We start from the raw sequence: 23,920 nt of genomic DNA on the forward strand, positions 1-23,920 counted from the left end.
TGTAACGGCTCGTGAGCAGCCCAGAATTCCCCCGCAGCGAACTCGTCGAGGCCTTCGCGACGTTCGAGCAGACGGTCGCTCGCGCCGCCGAAACCCACGACTGGGACGCCTGGGTGCAGCACTACACCCCCGACGTGCTGTACATCGAACACGCAGCGGGAACGATGCACGGCCGCGACGAAGTCCGCACCTGGATCCAGCGGACGATGACCACCTTCCCGGGCAGCCACATGGTGGAATTCCCGTCGCTGTGGTCGGTGATCGACGAGCCCACCGGTCGCGTCATCATGGAACTCGACAATCCGATGCGCGACCCCGGCGACGGCAGCGTGATCACCGCGACGAACATCTCGATCATCACCTACGCCGGCGACGGGCTGTGGCGCCGGCAGGAAGACATCTACAACCCGCTGCGCTTTGTGCAGGCCGCGCTGAAGTGGTGCCGCAAGGCGCAGGAGTGCGGCACGCTGGACGACGAGGCCGCGCGCTTCCTGAAGCAGTACGGTGCGGCCAAATGAGCTCGGGGAGTGGCAAACCCAAGTTGGTGATCGGCGCCAACGGGTTCCTCGGGTCGCACGTCACCCGCCTGCTGGTGCAGGACGGGCACCAGGTGCGCGCGATGGTGCGCGACGGCGCCAACACCCGTTCGATCGACGACCTCGAGCTCACCCGCTTTCACGGGGATGTCTTCGACACCGCCACCGTGCGCGAGGCGATGGACGGCTGCGACGACGTGTACTACTGCGTCGTCGACACCCGCGCCTGGCTGCGCGACCCCGCGCCGCTGTTCCGCACCAACGTCGAGGGCCTGCGCAACGTCCTCGACGTGGCCAAGGACGCCGACCTGCGCCGGTTCGTGTTCACCTCCACCTACGCGACGGTGGACCGCCGGCACGGACACGTCGCCACCGAGGCCGACCGGATCGGCAACCGCCGGGTGAGTCCCTATGTCCGGTCCCGCGTGCAGGCCGAGGACCTGGTGTTGCGCTACGTCGCCGAGCACGGGCTGCCCGCCGTCGCCATGTGCGTCTCGACCACCTACGGCACCGGAGACTGGGGCCGCACCCCGCACGGCGCCTTCATCGCCGGCGCGGTCTTCGGCAAACTGCCGTTCCTGATGAAGGACATTCAGCTCGAGGTGGTCGGCGTCGACGACGCGGCGCGGGCGATGATCCTGGCCGCCGAGCGCGGGCGCAACGGGGAGAAGTACCTGATCTCGGAGAAGATGATGCCGCTGACCGACGTGGTCCGCATCGCGGCCGACGAAGCCGGGGTGCGGCCACCGCAACGGTCGATCCCGGTGCCCGTGCTGTACGCGCTGGGCGCGCTGGGCAGCGCGCGGGCCAAGCTCACCGGAAAGGACGCCGAGCTGAGCCTGGAGTCGGTGCGGATGATGCGCGCCGAGGCCCACGTCGACCACGGCAAGGCGGTACGGGAGTTGGGCTGGCAACCCCGCCCGGTCGAGGAATCGATACGGGAGGCGGCCCGGTTCTGGGCGGCGATGCGCACCACCGGCAAGGCGGGCAAGCCCGGCTGACGGGAATGCCGGTCGCTACTCGGCGTTGCACAGGCTATGAGCCATCCAGAAATCAAAGAACCCAGCGCCGGGCACCCCATCACGATCGAGCCGACCGAGGGCCGGGTCCGGGTTCGGGTCCACGGTGAACTCGTCGCCGACAGCACCGCGGCGCTGAGCCTGCAGGAGGCCAGTTTGCCGCTGGTGCAATACATTCCGCTGGCCGACGTGGCGCGGGACCGGCTGACCCGCTCCGACACCACCAGCTACTGCCCGTTCAAGGGCGAGGCGGGCTACTACAGCGTGACCACCACCGCCGGCGAGACGGTCGAGGATGCGATCTGGTTCTACGAACAGCCCTACCCCGCGGTCGCCGCAATCGCCGGGCACGTGGCTTTCTATCCGAGCAAAGCCGAGATCAGTATTGAGTGATGGCGTGTCAGGGGAACACCTTCGCCAATGACTGGGTGTCGGTGTACTCGCGCACCGACACGATGAGCCCGTCGCGGGTGTCGAAGATGCAGACGAAGGGACTCTCGTATTGAGTGCCGTCCGCGGTGGCGCCGTCGACCTGGCCTTCGACCACCACCGTCTCACCCTCGTTGACGCAGCGCAGCAGATCGATGTTGGTCTCGAACACTTTCCTGCGCCGCTCGAACGCTTTCCGCAGCTGCCGCTTGTCGTATTCCACCCGGGTGACGATGCTCCAGTAGGTGAAGTCATCGCTGAGCAGCGCGAAGCCCTCGTCGACGTCGCCGCCTTCGCACATGCTCTGCAGGAACATCCAGGCGAGCTCGGCCTGGGGGTCGTCGAAGGGCGTCGTCACCCCGTCATCCTGTCCCGGCGGGGAGTTCGCGGTCAATTGACCGCAGATTCATGGCCATGAGTGTTACGCGAACCGTCACCTTCCCCGGGGCCGCCCGCTTCGGGCATACGTTGGCACCGCTGCGGCGTGGCCGCGGCGATCCGTGCTGTCGGGTACCCGGGGACGGCGCTGTGTGGCGCACCAGTTTGCTGCCGAGCGGGCCCGTCACCGCCCGAATCAGCAGGGTGGCCCACGACAGTGCGCGTTGCGAAGCGTGGGGCGACGGAGCGGCGGAGTTCGCCGAGCGATTTGCGGCGCTGCTGGGCGCCGACGACGACGCCACCGACTTCGTGCCGCGGAATCCGACCGTGGCCGCCGCGCTGCGCAACGTCCCGGACCTGCGGCTGGGCCGCACCGGACAGGTGCTGGAAGCCTTGATCCCGGCCGTGATCGAACAGCGGGTTCCGGGCGCGGACGCATTCCGGTCCTGGCGCGTGCTGGTGACCAAGTTCGGCACCCCGGCGCCCGGCCCGGCGCCGGACGGCATGCGGGTGCCGCCGTCGGCGGACGCGTGGCGACACATCCCATCCTGGGAGTTTCACCTGGCCAACGTCGATCCCGGGCGGGCGCAGACGGTGGTGGGTTGTGCTCGACGGGCGTCTTCGTTGGAACGTCTGGTCGCGCTGCCGTCGGACCGGGCGCGGGCCGCGCTGATGACGCTGCCCGGCGTCGGGATATGGACCGCCGCCGAGACCGCGCAGCGTGCCTTCGGTGATGCCGATGCGTTGTCGGTGGGCGACTACCACGTGTCGAAGATGATCGGCTGGACGTTGCTGGGCCACCCGATCGACGACGCCGAGATGGTCGAGCTGCTCGAGCCGATGCGCCCGCACCGGCATCGGGTGGTCCAGTTGCTGTACGCCAGTGGATTGGCGTACGAACCGCGCCGCGGCCCGCGCCTGCCGGTGCAGCAAATCCGTTTGCTGTAACGGCATTCGGGTTAGGGAATCGTCCATCGGGTACCCGGCTGCAAGGACACCAAAGGACCACAAAGCGACTTTTCGAGGGGACATCGATGACGCAGTTCACCATTCCAGGCCTCACCGACAAGCAGGGTGCGCGGCTCGCCGAGTTGCTGCAGCGCCAGCTGAGCACTTACAACGACCTGCACCTGACGCTGAAGCACATTCACTGGAATGTGGTGGGTCCCAATTTCATCGGCGTGCACGAGATGATCGATCCGCAGGTTGATGCGGCGCGGGGGTTTGCAGACGACGTAGCCGAGCGCATTGCAGCCCTGGGCGCGTCCCCCAAGGGCACCCCGACCGCGATCATCGAGGATCGGGATTGGGACGACTACTCGGTGGGCCGCGACACCGTCCAGGCGCATCTGGCCGCCCTGGACCTCGTCTACAACGGCGTGATCGAGGACATCCGTAAAGCCATCGACGAAACCGATGACCTGGACCCCGTCACCCAGGATCTGCTGATCGGGCAGGCCGGTCAGCTGGAGAAGTTCCAGTGGTTCGTGCGGGCCCACCTGGAGAGTTCGGGTGGCGAATTGGCGCACGGTGGGGCGACCAGCGAAAAGGGCGCCGCCAACGCGGCGCGCAAGAAGAGCAAGTAGCGCTGCGCCTCGCAGCCGGGGTTGCATTTCCTCCGGCGTGGAGGAACAGGCGTCCGGCTGGACGGAATAAACGGACTGCGGTCCGGTTATATCGGGTATCTGCTATCGAGGAGGTACCCATGCCAGCTATCACCGCCGACACCCTCACCTTGACCAGGGTGGCGCCGGCCGGCCCCGCGGACACCGAGCGCCCGGTCCGATCCGTCACCACCGGTCCGAAAGGCTATGAGGGCCTCGGCTTCCCGGTGGTCCGCGCCTTCGCCGGGGTCAGCGCCGCCGCCCTGGATCCGTTCGTGCACATGGACCAGCTGGGCGAGGTGGATTACCAGCCCGGTGAGCCGCGAGGCACCGACTGGCACCCGCACCGCGGCTTCGAGACCGTCACCTACATGATCGACGGCACGTTCGCCCATCAGGATTCGCACGGCGGCGGTGGCCTGATCACCGACGGGGCGACCCAGTGGATGACGGCCGGGTCGGGTGTCCTGCACATCGAGACCCCGCCGGCCGAGATGGTCGGCAGCGGCGGACTCTTCCACGGCATCCAGCTGTGGGTGAACCTGCCGAAGCGGGACAAGTTCGCCCCGCCGCGCTACCAGGCCATCGAGGGCGGCGACACCAGGCTGCTGGCGTCCGACGACGGCGGCGCGCTGATTCGGGTCATCGCCGGCGAAGTCGACGGTCGTCTCGGGCCCGGGATCACCCACACGCCGATCACCATGGCCCACGCGACGATCGAAAGCGGAGCGCGGCTGAACATCCCGTGGCGCCGCGACTTCAACGCGCTGGTCTATGTGCTGTCCGGCGAAGGGTCGGTCGGTCCGGTCGGACACCCGGTCAAGCAGGGCCAACTCGCCGTACTCGGGGTGGGGGATCGCATCACCGTCGCAGCCCGGGCCGGCCGGGAGACCCCGCTCGACGTGCTGCTGCTGGGCGGGCAGCCGATCCGGGAACCGGTCTTCCACTACGGCCCGTTCGTGATGAACTCCAAGTCGGAGGTGATCCAGGCGTTGGAGGACTACCAGGCCGGCAAGTTCGGCAGTATCCCGCCGAACGCCCTGATGCCGCACCGTAGCGGTGGCACACTCTAGGGATGCCGCACCTGGCAAGTCGCGGGCCCGGGCGCCCTCCCGCCGCGAAAGCTGACGAGACGCGCAAGCGCATCGTGCGCGCGGCCCGCCAGGTGTTCAGCGAACGCGGCTACGACGGGGCGACGTTCCAGGCCATCGCGATGCGCGCCGATCTGACCCGGCCGGCGATCAACCACTACTTCGCCAGCAAGCGCGTGCTGTACACCGAGGTATCCGACCGCACCAACGAACTCGTCGTCACCGCCGGCATCGACCGGGCGCGGGGGGAACGGACGCTGATGGGGCGGTTGGCCGCGTTCATCACCGTCGCGATGGAAGCGGACGCGGAGAACCCGGGAACCGCGGCGTTTCTGGCCACTGCGGTACTGGAGTCCCAGCGGCATCCGGAACTGCGGCGGGTCGAAAACGACGCGGTGCGCGTCACCCGGGACTTCCTGCGGCGGTCGGTCACCGAAGCCCTGGAATGTGGAGAACTCGCCTCTGGCATCGACGGCGACCGGTTGGCCGAGGCGTTGCTGCTGATGTTGTGCGGGGTCGGGTTCTATGCGGGCTTCGTGGGCTCCTTCCAGGAGGTGGAGAACATCCTGGGTACGTTGCGGCAGTTGATCGGGGGCAGCTTGTGGAGTCCCGGGTCGCAGCGGTCCTGACGGCGCTGATTCGCCCGCCGTGAACTGCCACACAGAGCGTATAGTTTGCCTAACTTACGAGGTAAGATGTCGGTTCATGACCGACCTGCACTTACCCCTGCTCCGCACCGCCGGCGACAGCTGGAATATCACCGAAAGTGTCGGTGCCACTGCCCTGGCGGTCGCCGCTTCGCGCGCCGTGGAAACGGCCGGCTCGAATCCGCTGATCCGCGACGAGTTCGCACAGCTGCTGGTCTCCGCTGCCGGCCCCGCCTGGGCGCAATTGGCCGACCCCAGCATCGCCTGGCTGGACGGCGACGAGCACGGGCAGCGGCTGCACCGGGTCGGCTGCGACTACCAGGCCGTGCGTACCCGCTACTTCGACGCCTACTGCGCAGCGGCAGCCGAGGCCGGCATCCGCCAGGTCGTCATCCTCGCCGCCGGACTGGACTCGCGCGCGTACCGGCTGCAGTGGCCGTCGGGAACGCAGGTGTACGAGATCGACCAGCCCAAGGTGCTGGAATACAAGGCCGAGATCCTGAGTGCGCACGGCGTGGCCGCCACCGCGACCCGGCACGCGGTCGCGGTCGATCTGCGTGACGACTGGCCGGCCGCGCTCACCGGGGCCGGATTCGACCCGACCCGTCCGACCGCGTGGCTGGCCGAGGGACTGCTGGCCTACCTGCCCAGCGATGCCCAGGACCGCCTGTTCCAGATGTGCACGGCGCAGAGCGCGCCGGGCAGCCGGATCGCCGTCGAGGCGTTCAACATGGTCGTCGACGGCAACCGGCGGCGCTGGGACCGGATGCGCGACCGGCTCGGTCTGGACGTGAACATCGGCGACCTCACCTACCACGAGCCGGACCGTTCGGATCCGGCGCAGTGGCTGGCCGACCACGGCTGGCAGGTGCACAGCGTGGGTAACCACCAGGAGATGGCCCGGCTGGGCCGTCCGGTACCCGAAGACCTGGTCCCCGACGCCATCACGTCGACCCTGATGTGGGGCCACCTGACAGGAGCACAACGATGAGCGGACTGCGCACCCACGACGACACCTGGGACATCAGGACCAGCGTCGGCACCACCGCTGTGATGGTGGCCGCCGCGCGGGCCGTCGAAACCGAGCAACCCGACGCGCTGATCCGTGACCCGTTCGCCAAACTGCTGGTGACCAACGCCAACGCCGGGGTGCTGTGGGAGGCCATGCTCGACCCGGCCGTCGCGGCCAAGGTCGAAGCGATGGACCCCGAGGCCGCCGCGATGGTCCGCCACATGCGCGGCTACCAGGCGGTGCGCACGCACTTCTTCGACACGTTCTTCCGCGACGCCGTGGCCGCCGGGATCCGCCAGATCGTCATCCTGGCCTCGGGCCTGGACTCGCGGGCCTACCGCCTGGACTGGCCGGCCGGCACCACCGTCTTCGAGATCGACCAGCCCCAGGTGCTGCAGTTCAAGTCCGAAACCCTCGCGGACAACGGCGTGACGCCGTCGGCCGATCGCCGCGCGGTGGCCATCGACCTGCGCCAGGACTGGCCGGCGGCCCTGCGCGAGGCCGGCTTCGACGCCTCGGCTCCCACGGCGTGGCTGGCCGAAGGGCTGCTGATGTACCTGCCCGCCGAGGCGCAGGACAAGCTGTTCACCCAGGTCGGCGAGCTGAGCCCGGCCGGAAGCCGGATCGCGGCCGAGACCGCGCCCGCGCATGCCGACGAGCGGCGCCAGCAGATGCGCGAGCGGTTCAAGAAGGTCGCCGACGAGATCGGCCTGGAAGAAACCATCGATGTCGGCGAATTGATATACCGCGACGAGCATCGCGCGCCGGTGGCCGACTGGCTGAACGCCAACGGCTGGCAGGCGGTGGGCGTGAGCTCCGCCGACGAGATGGAGCGGCTGGGCCGCTGGGTGGCCGAGGTGCCGATGGCCGACGACAAGAGCGCCTTTTCCGACTTCGTCACCGCGCAGCGCCGGTAGCGCCTGCGCGTTCGTCGTTTTCTTTCCTACCGCCGTCCTACTGCGGCTACCGCCGGGTGACTAGGATCGCGGTTATCACCCACGAGCGACCGCGCGCCGACGGCGTGCGGGCCCTGGGGAAGGAAGGACAACGATGACCACCGAATCCCCACCCGCCCCCTCGCAGGCGCACGTCACCCCGGACACCGACGCGGTGGCGGGTACGGTCGCCCGGCTGCGCAGCACGTTCGCCTCGGGACGCACCCGCAGTTACGAGTGGCGTAAGCAGCAGCTGCTGGCCCTGGCGAACCTGGTCGAGGAGAACGAACCCGCCATCGCCGCCGCTCTGGCCGAGGACCTGGACCGCAACCAGGTCGAGGCGTTCATCGCCGACATCGCCACCACCGCCGGCGAGGCCAAATATGCGGCCAAGAAGCTGAAGAAATGGATGCGCCGCAAGTACCTGCTGCTGGAGGCGCCGCAGCTGCCCGGCCGCGGCTGGGTGGAGTACGAGCCGTACGGCACGGTGCTGATCATCGGCGCCTGGAACTACCCGTTCTACCTGACGCTGGGTCCCGCCGTCGGCGCCCTGGCCGCCGGCAACGCCGTCATCCTCAAACCGTCGGAGATTGCTCCGGCGTCGTCGCGGCTGATGGCCGAGCTGGTACCGAAGTACCTGGACACCGAGGCGGTCGCGGTCATCGAGGGCGATGGCGCCACCACCCAGGAGCTGATCAAGCAGGGCCTGGACCGCGTCCTGTTCACCGGCGGCACCGAGATCGGCCGCAAGGTCTACGAAGGTGCGGCCAAGCACCTGACCCCGGTCACGCTGGAACTCGGCGGCAAGAGCCCGGTGATCGTGGCGGCCGACGCTGACGTCGACGTCGCCGCCAAGCGGATCGCCTGGATCAAGATCATGAACGCCGGGCAGACCTGCGTGGCACCCGACTACGTGCTGGCCGATGCCACCATCCGCGACGAACTCGTCGAGAAGATCGGGGCCTCGCTCGCCAAGTTCCGGAGCGGGGACAACCCGAGTGGTCTGCGCATCGTCAACCAGCGCCAGTTCGACCGGTTGAGCGGCTACCTCGAGGAGGCGCAGTCCGACGGGAAGTCGACCGTCGCCGTCGGTGGCAAGTGCGACCCATCGACGTTGCGTATCCAGCCGACCGTGGTCGTCGATCCCGACCCGGACGGTCCGTTGATGCAGAACGAGATCTTCGGACCGATCCTGCCGGTGGTCACCGTCAAGTCCCTGGACGAGGCGATCCGCTACGTCAACGCCCGGCCCAAGCCGCTGTCGGCCTACCTGTTCACCAAGGCCAAGGAAACCCGCGAACGGGTGATCAAAGAGGTCACCGCGGGCGGCATGCTGATCAACCACCTCGCCTTCCAGGTGTCCACCGCCAAGTTGCCGTTCGGCGGCGTCGGCGCCTCCGGGATGGGTGCCTACCACGGCAAATGGGGCTTCGACGAGTTCAGCCACCGCAAAGCGGTGCTGACCAAGCCGACCCGTCCCGACTTCTCCAAGATGATCTATCCGCCGTACACCGACCGGGCCTTCAAGCTGGCTCGCAAGCTGTTCTAGCCTGAGGCGTCCATTGAGCGCGTTGCAGAGTTGCGGAAAGGAAACTGATGCCCGGAGTGCAGGATCGCGTCGTCGTAGTTACCGGAGCCGGCGGAGGGCTGGGTCGTGAGTACGCCCTCACTCTCGCCCGGGAGGGCGCCAGCGTCGTAGTCAACGACCTCGGCGGTGCCCGCGACGGCACGGGCGGCGGCTCGGCGATGGCCGACCAGGTCGTCGCCGAGATTCGGGACGGCGGCGGCCGTGCGGTCGCCAACTACGACAGCGTCGCCGAGGCCGACGGCGCGGCCAACATCATCAAGACCGCGATCGACGAGTTCGGCGCCGTGCACGGGGTGGTGAGCAACGCCGGGATTCTGCGGGACGGCACGTTCCACAAGATGACGTCGGAGAACTGGGACGCCGTGCTCAAGGTGCACCTCTACGGCGGCTACAACGTGATCCGTGCGGCCTGGCCGCATTTCCGGGAGCAGAGCTACGGCCGGGTCGTTGTGGCCACCTCCACCAGCGGGCTGTTCGGCAACTTCGGCCAGACCAACTACGGCGCCGCCAAGCTCGGCCTGGTCGGTCTGATCAACACGCTGGCGCTCGAGGGTGCCAAGTACAACATCCACTCCAACGCCGTCGCCCCGATCGCGGCCACCCGCATGACCGAGGACATCATGCCCAAGGAAGTGCTGGACAAGCTGACGCCCGAGTTCGTCGCGCCGGTGGTGGCCTACCTGTGCACCGAGGAGAACCCGGACAACGGGTCGGTGTTCGTGGTGGGTGGCGGCAAGGTGCAGCGCGTTGCGTTGTTCCAGAACGACGGGGTGAACTTCGACAAGCCGCCGACGGTGGAGGACGTCGCCGACCATTGGGGCCAGATCACCGACTTGTCGGCCGCGCAAAAAGCTGGCTTCAAGCTGTAAGACGAACCTTGAAAGCTTCTGTGGTTCAAGAGCTTTCCGGTCCGTCCGGCATCGTCTACACCGATATCGACGACGTACCCGATGGCGGTGGCAACATCGTCATCGAGGTACGCGCCGCCGGGGTGTGCTTTCCTGATCTGCTGCTGAGCAAGGGCAAATACCAGCTCAAGTTGCCGCCGCCGTTCGTGCCCGGCATGGAAACGGCCGGGGTGGTGCGATCGGCGCCGGTGGACTCGGGTTTCCGGGTGGGCGAACGGGTTTCGGCGTTCGGTGTGCTGGGTTGTTACGCCGAGCAGGTGGCCGTGCCGGTGTCCCACGTGATCCGCAGCCCGGCCGAACTCGACGACGCCGAAGCGGTGTCGTTGTTGGTCAACTACAACACCATGTATTTCGCCCTGTCCCGGCGCGCGGTGCTGCGGCCGGGACAGACGGTGCTGGTACTCGGCGCGGCCGGCGGCGTGGGTACCGCCGCCGTGCAGATCGCCAAGGCGATGGGTGCCAGCCAGGTGATCGGGGTGGTGCACCGCGAAGCCGCGATGGCCTACGTGGCGGCACTGGGCGCCGACCAGGTGGTGCACCTGGCCGACGGCTGGGTCGAGCGGGTGCTCGAACACACCAACGGCCAGGGCGTGGACATCGTCGTGGATCCCATCGGCGGCAAGACATTTGACGACGCAATCCGGGTGCTGGCCATTGACGGCAAGCTCCTGGTGATCGGCTTCGCCGCGGGCAGCATTCCCACGCTCACCGTCAACCGGCTGTTGCTGCGCAACGTCGGGGTATTGGGTGTCGCGTGGGGCGAGTACCTGAACAAGGTGCCTGGTTCGGCGGTGGTGTTCGCTGCGGGTCTACACCAATTGGTCTCACTGGGCCTGAAACCACCTCCGCCGCAACGCTATCCGCTGTCCGAGGCGCGGGCCGCGCTGCAGAGCCTGGATGACGGCGGGGTGCTCGGCAAGGTCGTTCTGGAGCCTTAGGCGAACAGGCCGTTGATCTCGGCGACGATGTCGCTGGCCGCGTGCTGGAAGACCCGCACCTCGAATCCGCCCATCAGCACTCCCAATCCGACGGTTGCGGCTACCGGTTTGCCGAACGCGTTGATCAGCCCGTTGACGGGGTCGCCGTTGAGCGCCTGCAGGATTCCGTTCCCGAACAGGCTGACGTTGTAGGCGGGGATGGCAGTCAGCGCGGCGTTCACGATGTCGGTGGTCGGCAGGACGGTCGAGTAGGCCGACGCAGCGATGGCCGACGTGGCGTAACCGATCTTGAGGTTCGCATTGAGCAGGGACTCGACCAGATGCTGCGGCGACGACAACGAGTACTGTGCGCCCGTCAGCACCCTGTTGAGCCCGGCGGTATCGACCGTCGGCAGCAGCGAGGTGAAGTCCGACGGTCCGATCAGCGACAGTTCGTGCGCGAAGTCGACGACACCTTGCTGGGCCCCGGCGGCCAGAGCGGCGACGATCTCACCCGGCGGTACCGGCGGGATGACACCGAATCCGGTGGCCACGTTCGGCGGATCCGGCGACCAGCCGTTGGTGGTGCTGCCGTAGCCGAGGTTCACGATCACTTCCGTGCACGGCTCGACCAGCGCGGCGAGCGGGTGCCCGATGATCGGGATGGCGCGCAACGGGGACAGGATCGGCAGATTCTCGGTGGGAATCATGTAGTACTCGGTCAGCGTCGGGTGGGTGGTGTTGGTCAGTTCGACCGCGTTGGCCAACGTCTGCGCGGAAAGGAACGGGTAGCGGCCGTGGAGCTCGATGATGCCCAGGAATGCGTTGATGTCGGAGACCACGTTGAGCGGGTATTGCGGGAAGCCGCCGAATCCGTCGTACTCGATCGTGTAGATGCGCGACGGGAACGAGTTGTCCGGCGTCGCGACGCCGAACACGTCCAACCCCAGGCTCGGCAGCGCCAGCCCCGGGAAACGTGCCAGCAGACCGCCATTCGGGTTGCTGGGATTGCCCACCAGGGTGAAGTTCAAGTCGGTGAAGACGCCCGCGCCCGGGATATTGGCGGGATTGAGCGCGATCATCTCCATCGAGGCGATGACCGCGCTCTGGGAGTAACCGAACACGTTGACCTGGCTGGCGGTCAGTTCACCGAAGGCCGCCCGAATCGCGTTGTCCAGGATGGTCAGCCCGCGCGCCGCCGACACGTCGAAGGTGAGGTCCTTGATTCCGGTGAGCGGATACAACCCTTCGGGGGTATTGATACCGAGGTTGATCCCCCCGCCCCAGATCGGGTCGATATACGACGGCGGGATGCCCTGGATGTAGTCCTCGATGGGAATCGGGTATCCACTGGCGCCCATCACCAGGGTGAACACACCCGCGGCCGGGGCCGCGGCGGTGTTGGCGATCAGCGACCGGACCGGCGCCAGTGCGTTGTCGACGGCGTTGGCGAGTTCGGTTTGGGCATAAGCCAATCCACTGCCCGCGACCAGACCGGCGAACTGCTCGTGAAACGCTGCGGCCTGCCGCGCGGCGCCCTGGTATCCCGCGGCGAACTCGTTCATCAGCCGGGTGAACGCGACCGACACCTCGTCGGCGGCCGCGGCCAGCACACCGGTGGTTGGAGACGTTGCTGCCGTGTTCGCCGCGCCGATCGTGGAACTGAGTTCTTCGAGGCTGGTGACTGCCGAAGTGAGCAGGTCCGGGTGCACGGTCACATACGACATCGGCCCATCCTTCAGCTGTTAAGGCCCCCCATGCCGCACTGCGGCATGTGCCAGCGTAGAGCCGTTCGCATTTCCACGCAGCACTTTTACCAATGCGTCGACTACGGAATCACATCGATAGGGATGAGAGCGCCGGTCAGATTGTCGATGATCGAAGTGAGCGCGTCCATCACCACGATCAGCTGGAAACCTCCGGCCAGCGTCAACAACGCGACGTCAGCGGCGATCGGGTTACCGAACGCGTTGATCAACCCCGCGGGGTCACCATTGAACGCCTGCTGGATGCCGTCCAGGAACAGATTCACGTTGTAGGAAGGCAGGGTGGTGAACAGCGAGTTGACGATGTCGGCAGTGGGCAGCAGCGTCGCGTAGGCGGCTGCGGCCGAAGTGGTGACTGCGGTGGTGACGTTGGTGTTCGCCGCTTCCAATGCGTCGAAGATGCCGTTCACCGAAATGCCCTCGAGGGAGGGCAATTCGAACGGCAGCCCGCCACCGTCACCGCCGCCACCACCTGTCGGGAGCAGATCCGTCAGTGCCGGCAGCGACGTCGGAACCATCGCGCCGACCTCACCCACGAACGCGCCCCAACCCTGGTTGGCCAGCGCGATCTGGTCACCGATGAAGTTCGGTGGGATCGGCGGGATCAGCCCGAACGGCGTGTGCACATCGGCGTAGCCGGTCGAATAGCCGTAGCGCGGGTCGCCGTATCCCCAGTTGACCAGGTAGGTCAAATTCGGTTCGACCAGCTCTGCCAACGCATTCCCGATCACCGGGATCGCGCGGATCGGCTGCACCAGCGGTAGGCCGTCGTAGGTGATCAGATAGTAGTTGTCGGTGCCATTGCCGGGCGACACCGGCAACTCCACCATGCTGTAACCGGGGGCCAGCGTCCCGTCGGCCTGGATGATGCTCGGGTAGTCGCCGTGCACCGTCTGGATGCCCAGGAAAGCGTTCAGGTCGGCCAGCAAGTTGATCGGGTACCTCGGAAATTGCGTGTAGCCGTCGTACTGCAACGAGAACATGTTGACCGGGTAGCCGGTGTTGGACGGTGTCGGGCCGAAGAAGTCCAGGCCCAGGGCGGGCAGCGTCAGGCCCGGGAAGCGGGCGAGCAGGCCCCCGTTGGGTGCCATCGGGTTGCCCAGCAGGGTAAAGGTCAGCGGGTTGGCCGGGTCGTAGGGGATGTTCGAAGCAACCAGGTTGCGCAACTCGATCGAGGACAATGCGGCGCTCTGCGAGTAACCCAGTACCGAAACGCTCTGGTTGTTGGTGATCAGCCCGGTGGGGGAGAAGAGCGCGTTGTGCAGCATCTCGACGCCACGGTCGACGGAGATGTTGAGGGGCAGATCCTTGATCGCGGTCAGCGGATACAGCCCCTCGGGGGTGTTGAGCGGTATCAACAGACCCTGGGTGAGCGTGGCTGCAATCCAGGGCCGCACACTCGCCATGTAGGCCAGCGTGGGAATCGGCGTACCGCTGCCGGTCATGATCAGCGCCACGTCGGTTGACGGCAACACCTGGGGCGCGGTCACCGGAGTTCCGCCCGAAATGGCGGGCGGTCCGAAGAGCGACTGGAACGGTGCGAGCAGCGGGGCGAATAACGCCTCGATCGGCGACGGTGCCGCCAGCGCTGCCGCACTGGCCAGCTCGGCTTCCGCGTAGGCAAGGCTGGCCGCGGCCAGGGCACGGTTGAACTCCGCGTGGTACGCCGCGGCTTGACCGACGATCTGCTGGTACTCCAGCCCGAACACACCGAACAATTGGGCCGCGGCCTCGGACACCTCGTCGGCAGCTGCGGCCAGCAGACTGGTGGTCGGTCCGGCGACGGCAGCGTTGGCTTCTGCCAGAGCGGCTCGGATACCGGCCAGGTTCTCTGCGGCGGCGGTAATCGATGACGGTTGCACGGTCAGCTGCGACACGGCGAAGTCCCTTCACGGCCAGGGTATTTCGTTGCGGAGCTGAGCTCGATAACCCGGCGCTGAGGACACCAGCGAGCTCGGCACTTGTCAGACTAGAACGGTCAGGTCAACCGCATACTGCTTTTGCCGACTAAATATCCGACGGGATCTTTCAGGCGAAAAGGGACTGGATGTCGCGGATCGTGTTCACCGCCGCCTCGGCGATCACCAGGACTTCGACGCCGCCGGCCACCGTCGCCAAGCCGATGTCGGCGGCAATCGGATAGCCGATCGCATTGATCAGGTTGCCCTGCGCGAGTTGTTCGGTGAACAGTTGCAGGTTGTAGGCGGGCAGCGAGGTCACCATGGACAGCCCGATGTCGGCGGTGGGCAGCAGCACGCTGTAGTTGGTCGAGATGATCGACGCCACCGTGTTGGCGATGGTCGACGGCGACGGCAGCGCGGTCGGGATGGGCAGGTCCAGCGTCGGCACCACGGGCGGCTGGCTGAGCAGCACCTGCACGTCGGAGCTGAAATTGGTGACCCCCTGCTGCACCCCGGCTGTCAGCGCGTTGAAGACAGTGCTCGGAGCCACCTCGGGGAACAGGCCGAACGGGGTTGGTACGTCCGGCGGGCTGGTGGAGTAGCCATAGGCCGGGTCGCCATAGCCGAGGTTGACGATCGCCCGCGTAGTCGGCTCCAGCAGATTGGCCAACGGATTGCCGATGCCGGGTATCGCGCGCAGCGGTTGGAGCAGTGGCAGGTGTTCGGTCGGGATGATGTAGTACTCGGTGTTGCCGGTATAGCCCGGCGACGGCGTCAGCTGAATGGCGTTCGCGACCTGCGCCTGCGTCAGCGACAAATACGTCGGGTGGACATAGATGATGCCGGCGATCGCATTGAGGTCGGCGACGATGTTCAGCGGGTACTTGGGGAAATCGGCGAAGCCGTCGTATTCCAGTGTGTAGATCTTGGTCGGGTAGATGGTGTCCGACGGGGTGGAGCCGTAGAAGTCCAGGCCCAGACTCGTCATCGACAGGCCCGGGAAGCGCGACAGCAGACCGCCATTCGGATTCATCTCGTTGCCGGCCAACAGGAAGTTGAGTTCCCCCGCCCCCGGCGGGTTGGCTCCGAAACTCGTCAGACCCGCAGCGAGATTCCGCATGTACAACGACGAGATGACCGCGCTCTGCGAAACCCCGAAAACAGTGACGGTCTTTCCCTGCTGGATCTGCTCGAAGACGGCGTTGTCGAGAATGGTCAGTCCCAGATCGACTGACTTGTTGAAGTACAGGCTCCTGACTCCGGTCAGCGGATACAGCTCCTCAGGAGTGTTGAGTCCGCGCAGTAGGCCGGTGGCGCCGACATAGAGGTCGTTGGCCTTCTGGATGAACTGTGACGTGACGATCGGGACCCCGGTCCCGCTCATGAACAGCGACACGTCGTTGGGAAGCCAAGGCAGGGCCGCGGCCGCCGCCACCTCGGTGGTGGAGTACGCGGTCGCCGCTGCGGTTATTGTCCGCTGGAATTGGTTCTGATATCCGGTCAGCTGCGTGAGGAGGTCCTGGTACTCGCGCCCGAACGCGCCGAAGAAATTCGCGACGGCCGCGGACACCTCGTCGGCGGCCGCCGCCAGCAGGTTCGAGGTGGGCGCAGCCGCGGCGGCGCTGGCGGCGCCGATCGCGGAGCCGACCTCTGCCACCTGCGCGGCCGCCACCGTGACGATTTCCGGCTCAACGAATAGATACGACAAGGCCACACCCTTTCCCGACCGTCAGGCTGCGCTGACCCCTGAACCCAGGCGCAAGCGTAGGGGGAACACCCGGAAACATCGGCGTTTTACGGTGATTTGTTGCTGCGCAACCGAATTGAGATCAACGCCCGGCCGGTCTCAGAAGGAGAGACTCTGCAGGTCCTGAGCAATTTCCGCCGCCGCTTCCACCACCGCGATGAATTCGATCATGCCGCCCAGCGCCGCCAATCCGGCCGTCGCCGCCAGTGGAAGTTCGATCGCTTCCCTGATGTTGCCCTGCAGTAGTTGGCTCACGAACAGGGTCGCGTCGTAGGCCGGCAGGGTGGTGGCGAACGCGGTGGCCAGGTCGGCCGTCGGCAGCAGCACCGAGTAGCCGGTGGACACCACCGAAGCGAACGTGTTGGCGATGTTCACCGGGGTCGCCGGCACCCTCGGCGGCGGGTCCGGCAGGTAGGCCTGGATCAGCGGCGGGAACGCGGGGGTGGGGATCACCGGCGGCGTGCTGAGCGCAACCGGCAACGCGGCGGCAAAGTCGTTGATGCCCTGGTTGGTCCCGGCGACCAGGGCATCGAAGATGACGCCGGGCGGCACGTTGGGGAACAGTCCGAACGGGGTGGGTACGTTGGCCGGGCTGGTGGAATAGCCGTAGTTCGGGTCGCCGTACCCGAGGTTGACGAAGACCTTCAGGTCGGGTTGCACCAGGGCCGCCAGCGGCGGGCCGATCACCGGGATCGCCCGTACCGGGTCCAGCAGCGGCAGATCGGGATGCGGGATGATGTAGTACTCGTTGTTCGTCGGACTCTCGGTCGGCAGCAGAATGGCCGAATCTATCTGGGCCTGGGTCAGATCCGCGTACGTGGTGTGCACCGTGAGGATGCCGAACACCGCGTTGATGTCGGCCAGGATGTTCAGCGGGTAGCGCGGAAAGTCGGCGAAGCCGTCGTATTCCAGCGTGTAGGTGGTCGTCTGATAGGGGCCGTCGGGGGTGGCGCCGTAGAACGGCAGGCCGATGGTGGAGATGTTCAAGCCCGGGATGCGGGCCAGGATCCCGCCATTGGGGTTCATCTCGTTGCCGGTGAGGACGAAGTTGATCAGGTCCGGGTTCGGCATGTTCGGACCCAGCGAGATGTAGTGCTGCATCAGCAGCGACGAGATGATGGCGCTCTGGGAGTAGCCGAAGACGGTGACGTGGTTTCCGGCGGCGAGTTGCTCCGAGACGGAGGCATTGAGAATCTCCAACCCCTGCTGCACGGAGGTGGCCAGCGGCAGCGACCGCACGCCGGTGATGGGGTAGAGCTGCTCGGGTGTGGCCAGCGGTATCTTGACGGCAGGCGGGTTGAAGGGCGCCACGAACAGGTCATAGACGGCATTGACGTACGTGGGTCCCGGTATCGGCGTGCCGGTCCCGCCCATGATGATCGCCACATTCCCGATCGGGACGGCCGGGCCGGTCGGCGGGTTGGGGAGCCCACCCGTCGCGCCCTGGACCAGCTGAGCGACATTGATCGCCTCGGCGTTGGTGTAGTACGCCACGGTGGCGTTGAGCCGCTGCACGAATCCGTCGTAGAGCAGGCCGAAATTGGCGCTGACAGTTTGGAATTCGAGCCCGAAGCCACCGAAGAAGTTGGCGATGGCGGCCGACACCTCGTCCGCCGCGGCGGTCAGGATGCCGGTGGTCGGTGCAGCGGCGAGCGCGGCGGCATCCCCGACGGCCGAGCCGATCCCGGCCAACTCGGTTGCGGCTGCAGTCAATACGGGCGGTTGTGCGAATACGTGAGACAAGCTGACTCCCTCCTGCGTAGAGGGTAGGGCGAATCCCGCCGGGCTGTCCGGGCTTTGGCCGAGCTCATAGGGAGCTCAGCCCAGCAGCGCACTCCGCAGCCGGGCCACATCGTCCTCGGTGATTCCCGTGTCACGCAGATAACCGTCCAGCGACCCGTGTGACTCGTCGATCGATTGCCATGCCGCCTCGAGGTATTCGGCTCGCACCCCCAGCACCCCGTCGGAGAGCCGGGCTTTGGTGAACGTCTCCACCTCGGGAGTCAGTTCGACGTCGGTGCGCTGCGCGATCATGTCGCTGATCCGGTCGCGCAGCGTGGCGACGGCGTCGTTGCTGCGCAGGTAGTCGGTGATGATGACGTCACGGTCCAGCCCGACCGCCGCCAGGACGGTGGAGACCACGAAACCCGTGCGGTCCTTGCCGGCGAAGCAGTGGGTGAGGACCTGCTGGCCGGAGGCCAGCAGGGTGAAAACCCGGTGCACCGCGCGTTGCGCCCCGTTGCGGGTGGGGAATTGGCGGTATTCGTCGGTCATGTAGCGGACGGCTTTGGCCTCGATGGCCTCGTCCGACTCGTCGGATTCACCCTCGATCATCAACCGCTTGAATGCCGACTCGTGCGGCGCCTCGTCGTCGGTGCCGGCGTCGGCTGCCTTGTCGTCGTCGGCGAGGTCGGGAAACGGCAGCAGGTGGACCTCGACGCCGGCGGGCACGCGTCCCGGACCTCGCCGGGCCACCTCCCGGGCCGCGCGCAGGTCGGCGACGTCGGTGATGCCCAGTTGCCGCAGTATCGCGCGGCCGTCGTCGTCGAGGCTGCTCAGCTCACTGGACCGGAACAACCGGCCCGGACGCAGCGCCGGGACCGTGTCGGAGACGTCGCGAAAATTCCACGCGCCCGGCAACTCTCGCAGGCCGTCAGCCATGGCGGGTGACCGCCGCGGCGAGCGCGGACTGCTCCCCGCCGAGCTCTTTGCGCGCGATGGTGCGCATGTGCACCTCGTCGGGACCGTCGAAGATGCGCATGGCGCGGTGCCAGCCGTACAGCCGGGCCAGTGGCGTGTCGTCGCAGACGCCGGCGGCACCGTGCACCTGGATGGCGCGGTCGATGACGTCGCAGGCCACCTGCGGGGCAACCGCCTTGATCTGTGAGACCAGCAGATGAGCGGCCTTGTTGCCGTGCTGGTCGATGGTCCAGGCCGCCTTCTCGCACAGCAGGCGCGCCTGGTCGATCTCGTTGCGGGACTTGGCGATTGCGTGCTGCACCAGTCCCTGGTCGGCCAGCGGCTTGCCGAATGCAATCCGGGTGTTGGCCCGGTGCACCATCAGCGCCAGCGCCCGTTCGGCGCCGCCGAGGGCACGCATGCAGTGATGGATGCGGCCCGGACCCAGCCGGGCCTGGGCGATCGCGAAGCCCGCGCCTTCCTCACCGAGCAGGTTGGTGGCGGGCACCCGCACGTTGTCGTAGACGATCTCACAGTGCCCGTGCTGGTCCTGCCAGCCGAACACGCCCGTCGAGCGCACCACGGTCACCCCGGGGGTGTCGATCGGAACCAGGACCATCGACTGCTGTTGATGGCTGGCGGCCTCCGGATTGGTGCGGCCCATCACGATCAGGATCTTGCAGCGCGGGTCTGCCGCACCCGACGTCCACCATTTGCGGCCGTTGATCACGTAGTCGGCGCCGTCGCGCACGATCGACGTCTCGATGTTGCGGGCATCGCTGCTGGCCACCGCCGGCTCGGTCATGGAGAACGCGCTGCGGATCTCACCGTTGAGCAGCGGCTCCAGCCAGTCCTTGCGCTGCTGCTCGGTGGCGAACAGGTGCAGCGTCTCCATGTTGCCGGTGTCCGGCGCCGCGCAGTTCAGCGCCTCGGGCGCGATCTCCAGGCTCCAGCCGGTCAGCTCGGCCAGCGGCGCGTACTCCAGGTTCGTCAGTCCGGACTCGGCCGGCAGGAACAGGTTCCACAGGCCACGCTCGCGGGCCTTGATCTTGAGGTCTTCGACCACCGGCGGCACGCTGTGGTCATTGGGGCCGGCTTCGTGCCGGTACCTGTCGTATTCGGCCTCGGCCGGAAACACGTGCTCCGTCATGAAGTCGGACAATTTCTTGTGGTAGTCGCTGCCTTTGGCCGACATCGCGAAGTCCATGACCGCCACGATATGACAATCCGCTCCGCCGCGGGGTAGGGGTACCTCCCGCTGGCGAGCAGACGCAGAATCGCATGTGGCAGGCAGGATTTGTGCGATTCTGCGTCTGCTCGCGGGGAAGAATGGTGGTCATGACCGAGCCCCGCCCGCCGTTTCCGCCGTTCACCGCCGCTACGGCGCAACTGAAAGTGCAAGCCGCGGAGGATGCCTGGAACACCTGCGATCCCGACCGGGTGAGCTTGGCCTACACCGCCGACTCGCAGTGGCGAAACCGCGACGAGCACCTCGTCGGCCACGCGCAGATAGTGGAATTCCTGACCCGCAAGTGGCAGCGCGAACTCGACTATTCGCTGCGCAAGAGCTTGTGGAGTTTCCACGACAACCGCATCGCCGTGCGATTCCAATACGAATGCCGCGACCGCACCGGCCAATGGTTTCGCAGCTATGGCAACGAGTTGTGGGAGTTCACCGCCGACGGTCTGATGGCGCGGCGCGAAGCGAGCATCAACGACGTACCGATCACCGAAGCGCAGCGGCGAATCTTCGGTCCGCGCCCGGCGGTCCAGCACGACAGCGAAATACCGCTCTGGTAGTCGCGTTTCTTGGGCGGCCGAACAGTCCCGTAGGGTGTCTGAGCAATCTAATCGGGGTCCACCCCAACCTATGAGGGAAGTAGATGTACGCGCCATGACAGAAGCGCAGACGGGACTCGTGAAGGTCGGGGTCGTCGCCGAGTCCGGAGTCGACGAGCGCCGGGTCGCGCTGGTCCCCAAGGCGGTCGCAGGACTGGTGAAAAGCGGCGCAGCCGTCGTGGTCGAATCCGGCGCGGGTGAGCGGGCGCTGCTGCCCGACGAGCTCTACACCGACGCCGGCGCCAGCATCGGCGATGCCTGGGCCGCCGACATCGTGGTCAAGGTGGCACCACCCACCGCCGAGGAGGTCGGCAAGCTGCGGGACGGGCAGACCCTGATCGGTTTCCTCGCGCCGCGTAATGCCGAGAACGCGATCGGTGCCCTCAAGCAGGCCGGGGTGCAGGCGTTCGCGCTCGAGGCGATCCCGCGCATCTCGCGTGCCCAGGCCATGGATGCGCTGTCGTCGCAGGCCAACGTCGCCGGCTACAAAGCCGTGCTGCTGGCCGCCTCGGAGTCCACCCGGTTCTTCCCGATGTTGACCACCGCGGCGGGCACCGTGAAGCCGGCGACCGTGCTGGTGCTAGGCGTCGGGGTAGCCGGACTGCAGGCGTTGGCCACAGCCAAGCGGCTGGGCGCCCGGACCACCGGGTACGACGTGCGTCCCGAGGTGGCCGACCAGGTGCGCTCGGTGGGCGCCCAGTGGCTCAACATCGGCATCGACGCCGCCGGCGAGGGCGGGTACGCCCGCGAACTCACCGACGAAGAACGCGCCCAGCAGCAGAAAGAGCTGGAGAAGGCGATCAGCGGTTTCGACGTGGTGATCACCACCGCGCTGGTTCCGGGCCGCCCGGCGCCGCGCCTGGTGACCGCTGCTGCGGTCGAGGCGATGAAGCCCGGCAGCGTGGTGGTGGACCTGGCCGGCGAGACCGGTGGGAACTGCGAGCTCACCGAGCCGGGGCAGACCGTGGTCAAGCACGACGTGACGATCGCGTCGCCGCTGAACCTGCCGGCCACCATGCCCGAGCACGCCAGCGAACTGTTCAGCAAGAACATCACCGCGCTGCTGGAGCTGCTGATCAAGGACGGCAAGCTGGCGCCGGACTTCGACGACGAGGTCGTCGCAGGCTCGTGCGTGACCCGAACCACCGGGGAGGACTCCTAGATGTACGACCAGCTGTTGGCCAACCTGGCGATCCTGGTGCTCGCCGGGTTCGTCGGATTCGCGGTCATCTCCAAGGTGCCCAACACCTTGCACACGCCGCTGATGTCGGGCACCAACGCCATTCACGGCATCGTGGTGCTCGGTGCGCTGCTGGTGCTGGGTGAACTGCCCGCCGACGCCGGCTGGGGGGTGCGGGCGATCGCGTTCGTCGCGCTGATCTTCGGCACCCTGAACGTGATCGGTGGCTTCCTGGTGACCGACCGGATGCTGGGCATGTTCAAGTCGCGCAAGCCCGCGCCCGACAAGGAAGCCGTCAAATGAGCGCGCAGAACGTCAACTACGGCGTGGACGTCCTCTATATCGCGGCGTTCGCGTTGTTCATCTACGGCCTGTCCGGCCTGACCGGCCCGAAAACCGCGGTGCGCGGCAACTGGATCGCCGCGGTCGGTATGGGCATCGCTGTGGTCGCGACGCTGATCAAGGTGCGCGACACCGCGCCGTTCAACTGGATACTGATTGCCGCGGGCCTGACCATCGGCGTGGTGCTGGGTGTGCCACCCGCCAAGAAGACCAAGATGACCGCTATGCCGCAGCTGGTGGCGCTGTTCAACGGCGTCGGCGGCGGCACTGTCGCCTTGATCGCCTGGTCGGAATTCATTGAGACCAAAGGTTTCTCGGTCTTCCGGCCGGACCAGTCGCCGACCGTCGCGCTGGTCGTCGGATCACTGTTCGCCGCGATCATCGGGTCGGTGTCGTTCTGGGGTTCGCTGGTGGCGTTCTTGAAGCTGCAGGAGTCGATCCCCAAGAACGTGGAGAAGCGGCTGGTGGCGTCGGCCAAGCTCTTCCAGCTCTCCAACATCGTGCTGTTGTTCGGCGCGGTCGGCGTTGCGGTCTACCTCGGGCTGACCCCGGGCCGGCCGGTCTGGTGGATCCTGTTGGTGTTGGCCTTCGCGGGCGTGATGGGGCTGTTCGTGGTGTTCCCGATCGGCGGCGCGGACATGCCGGTGGTGATCTCGCTGCTCAACGCGATGACCGGATTGTCGGCGGCTGCTGCGGGTCTGGCGCTGAACAACACCGCGATGATCGTCGCCGGCATGATCGTGGGCGCCTCGGGTTCGATCCTGACCAACCTGATGGCGGTCGCGATGAACAGATCCATCCCGGCGATCGTGTTCGGCTCGTTCGGCGGTGACGGCGGCGCGGCGGCCGGTCCGGGCGGCGAGCAGGGCACCGTGAAGTCCACCTCCGCAGCCGACGCCGCGATCCAGATGGCCTACGCCAATCAGGTGATCGTGGTGCCGGGTTACGGGCTCGCGGTCGCGCAGGCCCAGCACGCGGTCAAGGAGATGGCGTCGCTGCTCGAGGCCAAGGGCGTCGAGGTGAAGTACGCGATCCACCCGGTGGCCGGCCGGATGCCGGGCCACATGAACGTCCTGCTGGCCGAAGCCGACGTCGAATACGACGCGATGAAGGAGATGGACGACGTCAACGGCGAGTTCAGCCGGACGGATGTCGCGATCGTGATCGGCGCCAACGACGTCACCAACCCGGCGGCGCGCAACGACGCGTCCAGTCCGATCTACGGGATGCCGATCCTCAACGTGGACGAGGCCCGTTCGGTGATCGTGCTCAAGCGTTCGATGTCATCGGGTTACGCCGGCATCGAGAACCCACTGTTCTTCGGTGACAACACCACGATGCTGTTCGGGGACGCGAAGAAATCGGTGACCGAGGTCGCCGAGGAACTGAAAGCGCTGTAGCT

23 protein-coding genes are annotated in these 23,920 nt (G+C 66.9%); 16 read left to right on the plus strand and 7 right to left on the minus strand.

Going from position 1 to position 23,920, the window contains the following annotated elements; all coding sequences use genetic code 11:
• The first annotated feature begins 11 nt into the window (after nt 1-11).
• From AC5Y5Z_RS15205 to AC5Y5Z_RS15215, 3 genes are read left to right on the plus strand one after another with little or no spacing between them, the layout of a single operon-like run.
• A complete protein-coding gene (locus AC5Y5Z_RS15205) occupies nt 12-518 on the plus strand; it encodes a nuclear transport factor 2 family protein (RefSeq protein WP_499925983.1) in 507 nt (168 codons plus the stop codon).
• Nucleotides 515-1,537 carry an NAD-dependent epimerase/dehydratase family protein gene (locus AC5Y5Z_RS15210; RefSeq protein WP_499925984.1) on the plus strand — a complete coding sequence of 341 codons (1,023 nt, stop codon included), beginning with the start codon at nt 515-517 and terminating at the stop codon, nt 1,535-1,537. Before AC5Y5Z_RS15205 ends, AC5Y5Z_RS15210 begins: the two co-directional genes overlap by 4 nt.
• Before the next feature lie 36 nt (nt 1,538-1,573).
• Nucleotides 1,574-1,948: a DUF427 domain-containing protein gene (locus tag AC5Y5Z_RS15215; RefSeq protein ID WP_463827905.1), complete on the plus strand. Its 375-nt coding sequence runs from the start codon at nt 1,574-1,576 to the stop codon at nt 1,946-1,948.
• A 7-nt stretch (nt 1,949-1,955) separates the two neighbouring features.
• Here the strand turns inward: AC5Y5Z_RS15215 and AC5Y5Z_RS15220 are convergent, their stop codons facing one another.
• A complete protein-coding gene (locus tag AC5Y5Z_RS15220) occupies nt 1,956-2,300 on the minus strand; it encodes a nuclear transport factor 2 family protein (RefSeq protein ID WP_463828025.1) in 345 nt (114 codons plus the stop codon).
• Nucleotides 2,301-2,398: 98 nt separating this feature from the next.
• On the opposite strand from AC5Y5Z_RS15220, the gene AC5Y5Z_RS15225 reads away from it, so the two are divergent.
• The 9 genes from AC5Y5Z_RS15225 (at nt 2,399) to AC5Y5Z_RS15265 (ending at nt 11,085) form a co-directional block, all read left to right on the plus strand.
• Nucleotides 2,399-3,310, plus strand: coding sequence for a DNA-3-methyladenine glycosylase family protein (locus AC5Y5Z_RS15225; RefSeq protein WP_499925985.1), 912 nt, complete (start codon nt 2,399-2,401; stop codon nt 3,308-3,310).
• Nucleotides 3,311-3,396: 86 nt separating this feature from the next.
• On the plus strand, nt 3,397-3,948 hold the full coding sequence (locus AC5Y5Z_RS15230) for a Dps family protein (RefSeq protein ID WP_499925987.1): 552 nt from the start codon (nt 3,397-3,399) through the stop codon (nt 3,946-3,948).
• Nucleotides 3,949-4,067: 119 nt separating this feature from the next.
• On the plus strand, nt 4,068-5,039 hold the full coding sequence (locus AC5Y5Z_RS15235) for a pirin family protein (protein ID WP_499925989.1): 972 nt from the start codon (nt 4,068-4,070) through the stop codon (nt 5,037-5,039).
• A 2-nt stretch (nt 5,040-5,041) separates the two neighbouring features.
• Nucleotides 5,042-5,686, plus strand: coding sequence for a TetR/AcrR family transcriptional regulator (locus tag AC5Y5Z_RS15240; RefSeq protein ID WP_463827909.1), 645 nt, complete (start codon nt 5,042-5,044; stop codon nt 5,684-5,686).
• Between the two features lie 76 nt (nt 5,687-5,762).
• On the plus strand, nt 5,763-6,695 hold the full coding sequence (locus tag AC5Y5Z_RS15245; protein ID WP_499925991.1) for a class I SAM-dependent methyltransferase: 933 nt from the start codon (nt 5,763-5,765) through the stop codon (nt 6,693-6,695).
• Nucleotides 6,692-7,633: a class I SAM-dependent methyltransferase gene (locus AC5Y5Z_RS15250; RefSeq protein WP_499925993.1), complete on the plus strand. Its 942-nt coding sequence runs from the start codon at nt 6,692-6,694 to the stop codon at nt 7,631-7,633. The genes AC5Y5Z_RS15245 and AC5Y5Z_RS15250 overlap by 4 nt, the downstream gene beginning before the upstream one ends.
• 133 nt (nt 7,634-7,766) lie before the next feature.
• The gene (locus AC5Y5Z_RS15255; RefSeq protein ID WP_463827912.1) at nt 7,767-9,200 is read left to right on the plus strand and encodes an aldehyde dehydrogenase family protein; all 1,434 of its coding nucleotides are present in this window, start codon (nt 7,767-7,769) and stop codon (nt 9,198-9,200) included.
• A 47-nt stretch (nt 9,201-9,247) separates the two neighbouring features.
• On the plus strand, nt 9,248-10,108 hold the full coding sequence (locus tag AC5Y5Z_RS15260; RefSeq protein ID WP_499925995.1) for an SDR family NAD(P)-dependent oxidoreductase: 861 nt from the start codon (nt 9,248-9,250) through the stop codon (nt 10,106-10,108).
• Between the two features lie 8 nt (nt 10,109-10,116).
• Nucleotides 10,117-11,085: an NADPH:quinone oxidoreductase family protein gene (locus AC5Y5Z_RS15265; RefSeq protein WP_463827914.1), complete on the plus strand. Its 969-nt coding sequence runs from the start codon at nt 10,117-10,119 to the stop codon at nt 11,083-11,085.
• On the opposite strand, the gene AC5Y5Z_RS15270 is transcribed toward AC5Y5Z_RS15265, so the two are convergent.
• The 6 genes from AC5Y5Z_RS15270 to AC5Y5Z_RS15295 form a co-directional block, all read right to left on the minus strand.
• Nucleotides 11,082-12,791 carry a PE family protein gene (locus AC5Y5Z_RS15270; protein WP_499925998.1) on the minus strand — a complete coding sequence of 570 codons (1,710 nt, stop codon included), beginning with the start codon at nt 12,789-12,791 and terminating at the stop codon, nt 11,082-11,084. The two genes, AC5Y5Z_RS15265 and AC5Y5Z_RS15270, sit on opposite strands and share 4 nt — an antisense overlap.
• A 101-nt stretch (nt 12,792-12,892) precedes the next feature.
• Complete coding sequence (locus AC5Y5Z_RS15275) at nt 12,893-14,707, minus strand: PE-PPE domain-containing protein (protein WP_463827916.1); 1,815 nt, start codon at nt 14,705-14,707, stop codon at nt 12,893-12,895.
• Between the two features lie 151 nt (nt 14,708-14,858).
• Entirely contained in the window at nt 14,859-16,439 is a 1,581-nt protein-coding gene (locus AC5Y5Z_RS15280) for a PE-PPE domain-containing protein (protein WP_499926000.1), read from the minus strand.
• A 138-nt stretch (nt 16,440-16,577) separates the two neighbouring features.
• A complete protein-coding gene (locus AC5Y5Z_RS15285) occupies nt 16,578-18,221 on the minus strand; it encodes a PE family protein (protein ID WP_499926002.1) in 1,644 nt (547 codons plus the stop codon).
• 75 nt (nt 18,222-18,296) lie between these two features.
• Nucleotides 18,297-19,139, minus strand: a complete 843-nt coding sequence (locus tag AC5Y5Z_RS15290) for a tyrosine-protein phosphatase (RefSeq protein ID WP_499926004.1) — start codon at nt 19,137-19,139, stop codon at nt 18,297-18,299.
• A complete protein-coding gene (locus AC5Y5Z_RS15295) occupies nt 19,132-20,352 on the minus strand; it encodes an acyl-CoA dehydrogenase family protein (protein ID WP_499926158.1) in 1,221 nt (406 codons plus the stop codon). The genes AC5Y5Z_RS15290 and AC5Y5Z_RS15295 overlap by 8 nt, the downstream gene beginning before the upstream one ends.
• A 143-nt stretch (nt 20,353-20,495) precedes the next feature.
• Here AC5Y5Z_RS15295 and AC5Y5Z_RS15300 point away from each other — a divergent pair, with 143 nt between their 5' ends.
• The 4 genes from AC5Y5Z_RS15300 to AC5Y5Z_RS15315 all read left to right on the plus strand — a co-directional run bounded on the left by AC5Y5Z_RS15300 (nt 20,496) and on the right by AC5Y5Z_RS15315 (nt 23,918).
• On the plus strand, nt 20,496-20,957 hold the full coding sequence (locus AC5Y5Z_RS15300) for a nuclear transport factor 2 family protein (protein WP_463827920.1): 462 nt from the start codon (nt 20,496-20,498) through the stop codon (nt 20,955-20,957).
• Between the two features lie 94 nt (nt 20,958-21,051).
• Nucleotides 21,052-22,158 carry a Re/Si-specific NAD(P)(+) transhydrogenase subunit alpha gene (locus AC5Y5Z_RS15305; RefSeq protein ID WP_463827921.1) on the plus strand — a complete coding sequence of 369 codons (1,107 nt, stop codon included), beginning with the start codon at nt 21,052-21,054 and terminating at the stop codon, nt 22,156-22,158.
• A complete protein-coding gene (locus tag AC5Y5Z_RS15310; RefSeq protein WP_463827922.1) occupies nt 22,159-22,479 on the plus strand; it encodes an NAD(P) transhydrogenase subunit alpha part 2 in 321 nt (106 codons plus the stop codon).
• A complete protein-coding gene (locus AC5Y5Z_RS15315; protein WP_463827923.1) occupies nt 22,476-23,918 on the plus strand; it encodes an NAD(P)(+) transhydrogenase (Re/Si-specific) subunit beta in 1,443 nt (480 codons plus the stop codon). Before AC5Y5Z_RS15310 ends, AC5Y5Z_RS15315 begins: the two co-directional genes overlap by 4 nt.
• The last annotated feature ends 2 nt before the right edge of the window (nt 23,919-23,920 follow it).

The sequence above is a fragment of the Mycobacterium sp. NGS29 genome (assembly GCF_059812965.1).

Coding starts and splice junctions, on each gene's coding strand:
- AC5Y5Z_RS15305 (WP_463827921.1), top strand. CDS start 21,052: ATGACAGAAGCGCAGACGGGACTCGTGAAGGTCGGGGTCGTCGCCGAG.
- AC5Y5Z_RS15270 (WP_499925998.1), bottom strand. CDS start 12,791: ATGTCGTATGTGACCGTGCACCCGGACCTGCTCACTTCGGCAGTCACC.
- AC5Y5Z_RS15210 (WP_499925984.1), top strand. CDS start 515: ATGAGCTCGGGGAGTGGCAAACCCAAGTTGGTGATCGGCGCCAACGGG.
- AC5Y5Z_RS15220 (WP_463828025.1), bottom strand. CDS start 2,300: ATGTTCCTGCAGAGCATGTGCGAAGGCGGCGACGTCGACGAGGGCTTC.
- AC5Y5Z_RS15290 (WP_499926004.1), bottom strand. CDS start 19,139: ATGGCTGACGGCCTGCGAGAGTTGCCGGGCGCGTGGAATTTTCGCGAC.
- AC5Y5Z_RS15230 (WP_499925987.1), top strand. CDS start 3,397: ATGACGCAGTTCACCATTCCAGGCCTCACCGACAAGCAGGGTGCGCGG.
- AC5Y5Z_RS15215 (WP_463827905.1), top strand. CDS start 1,574: ATGAGCCATCCAGAAATCAAAGAACCCAGCGCCGGGCACCCCATCACG.
- AC5Y5Z_RS15245 (WP_499925991.1), top strand. CDS start 5,763: ATGACCGACCTGCACTTACCCCTGCTCCGCACCGCCGGCGACAGCTGG.
- AC5Y5Z_RS15260 (WP_499925995.1), top strand. CDS start 9,248: ATGCCCGGAGTGCAGGATCGCGTCGTCGTAGTTACCGGAGCCGGCGGA.
- AC5Y5Z_RS15250 (WP_499925993.1), top strand. CDS start 6,692: ATGAGCGGACTGCGCACCCACGACGACACCTGGGACATCAGGACCAGC.
- AC5Y5Z_RS15225 (WP_499925985.1), top strand. CDS start 2,399: ATGAGTGTTACGCGAACCGTCACCTTCCCCGGGGCCGCCCGCTTCGGG.
- AC5Y5Z_RS15240 (WP_463827909.1), top strand. CDS start 5,042: ATGCCGCACCTGGCAAGTCGCGGGCCCGGGCGCCCTCCCGCCGCGAAA.
- AC5Y5Z_RS15310 (WP_463827922.1), top strand. CDS start 22,159: ATGTACGACCAGCTGTTGGCCAACCTGGCGATCCTGGTGCTCGCCGGG.
- AC5Y5Z_RS15315 (WP_463827923.1), top strand. CDS start 22,476: ATGAGCGCGCAGAACGTCAACTACGGCGTGGACGTCCTCTATATCGCG.
- AC5Y5Z_RS15235 (WP_499925989.1), top strand. CDS start 4,068: ATGCCAGCTATCACCGCCGACACCCTCACCTTGACCAGGGTGGCGCCG.
- AC5Y5Z_RS15255 (WP_463827912.1), top strand. CDS start 7,767: ATGACCACCGAATCCCCACCCGCCCCCTCGCAGGCGCACGTCACCCCG.
- AC5Y5Z_RS15300 (WP_463827920.1), top strand. CDS start 20,496: ATGACCGAGCCCCGCCCGCCGTTTCCGCCGTTCACCGCCGCTACGGCG.
- AC5Y5Z_RS15295 (WP_499926158.1), bottom strand. CDS start 20,352: ATGTCGGCCAAAGGCAGCGACTACCACAAGAAATTGTCCGACTTCATG.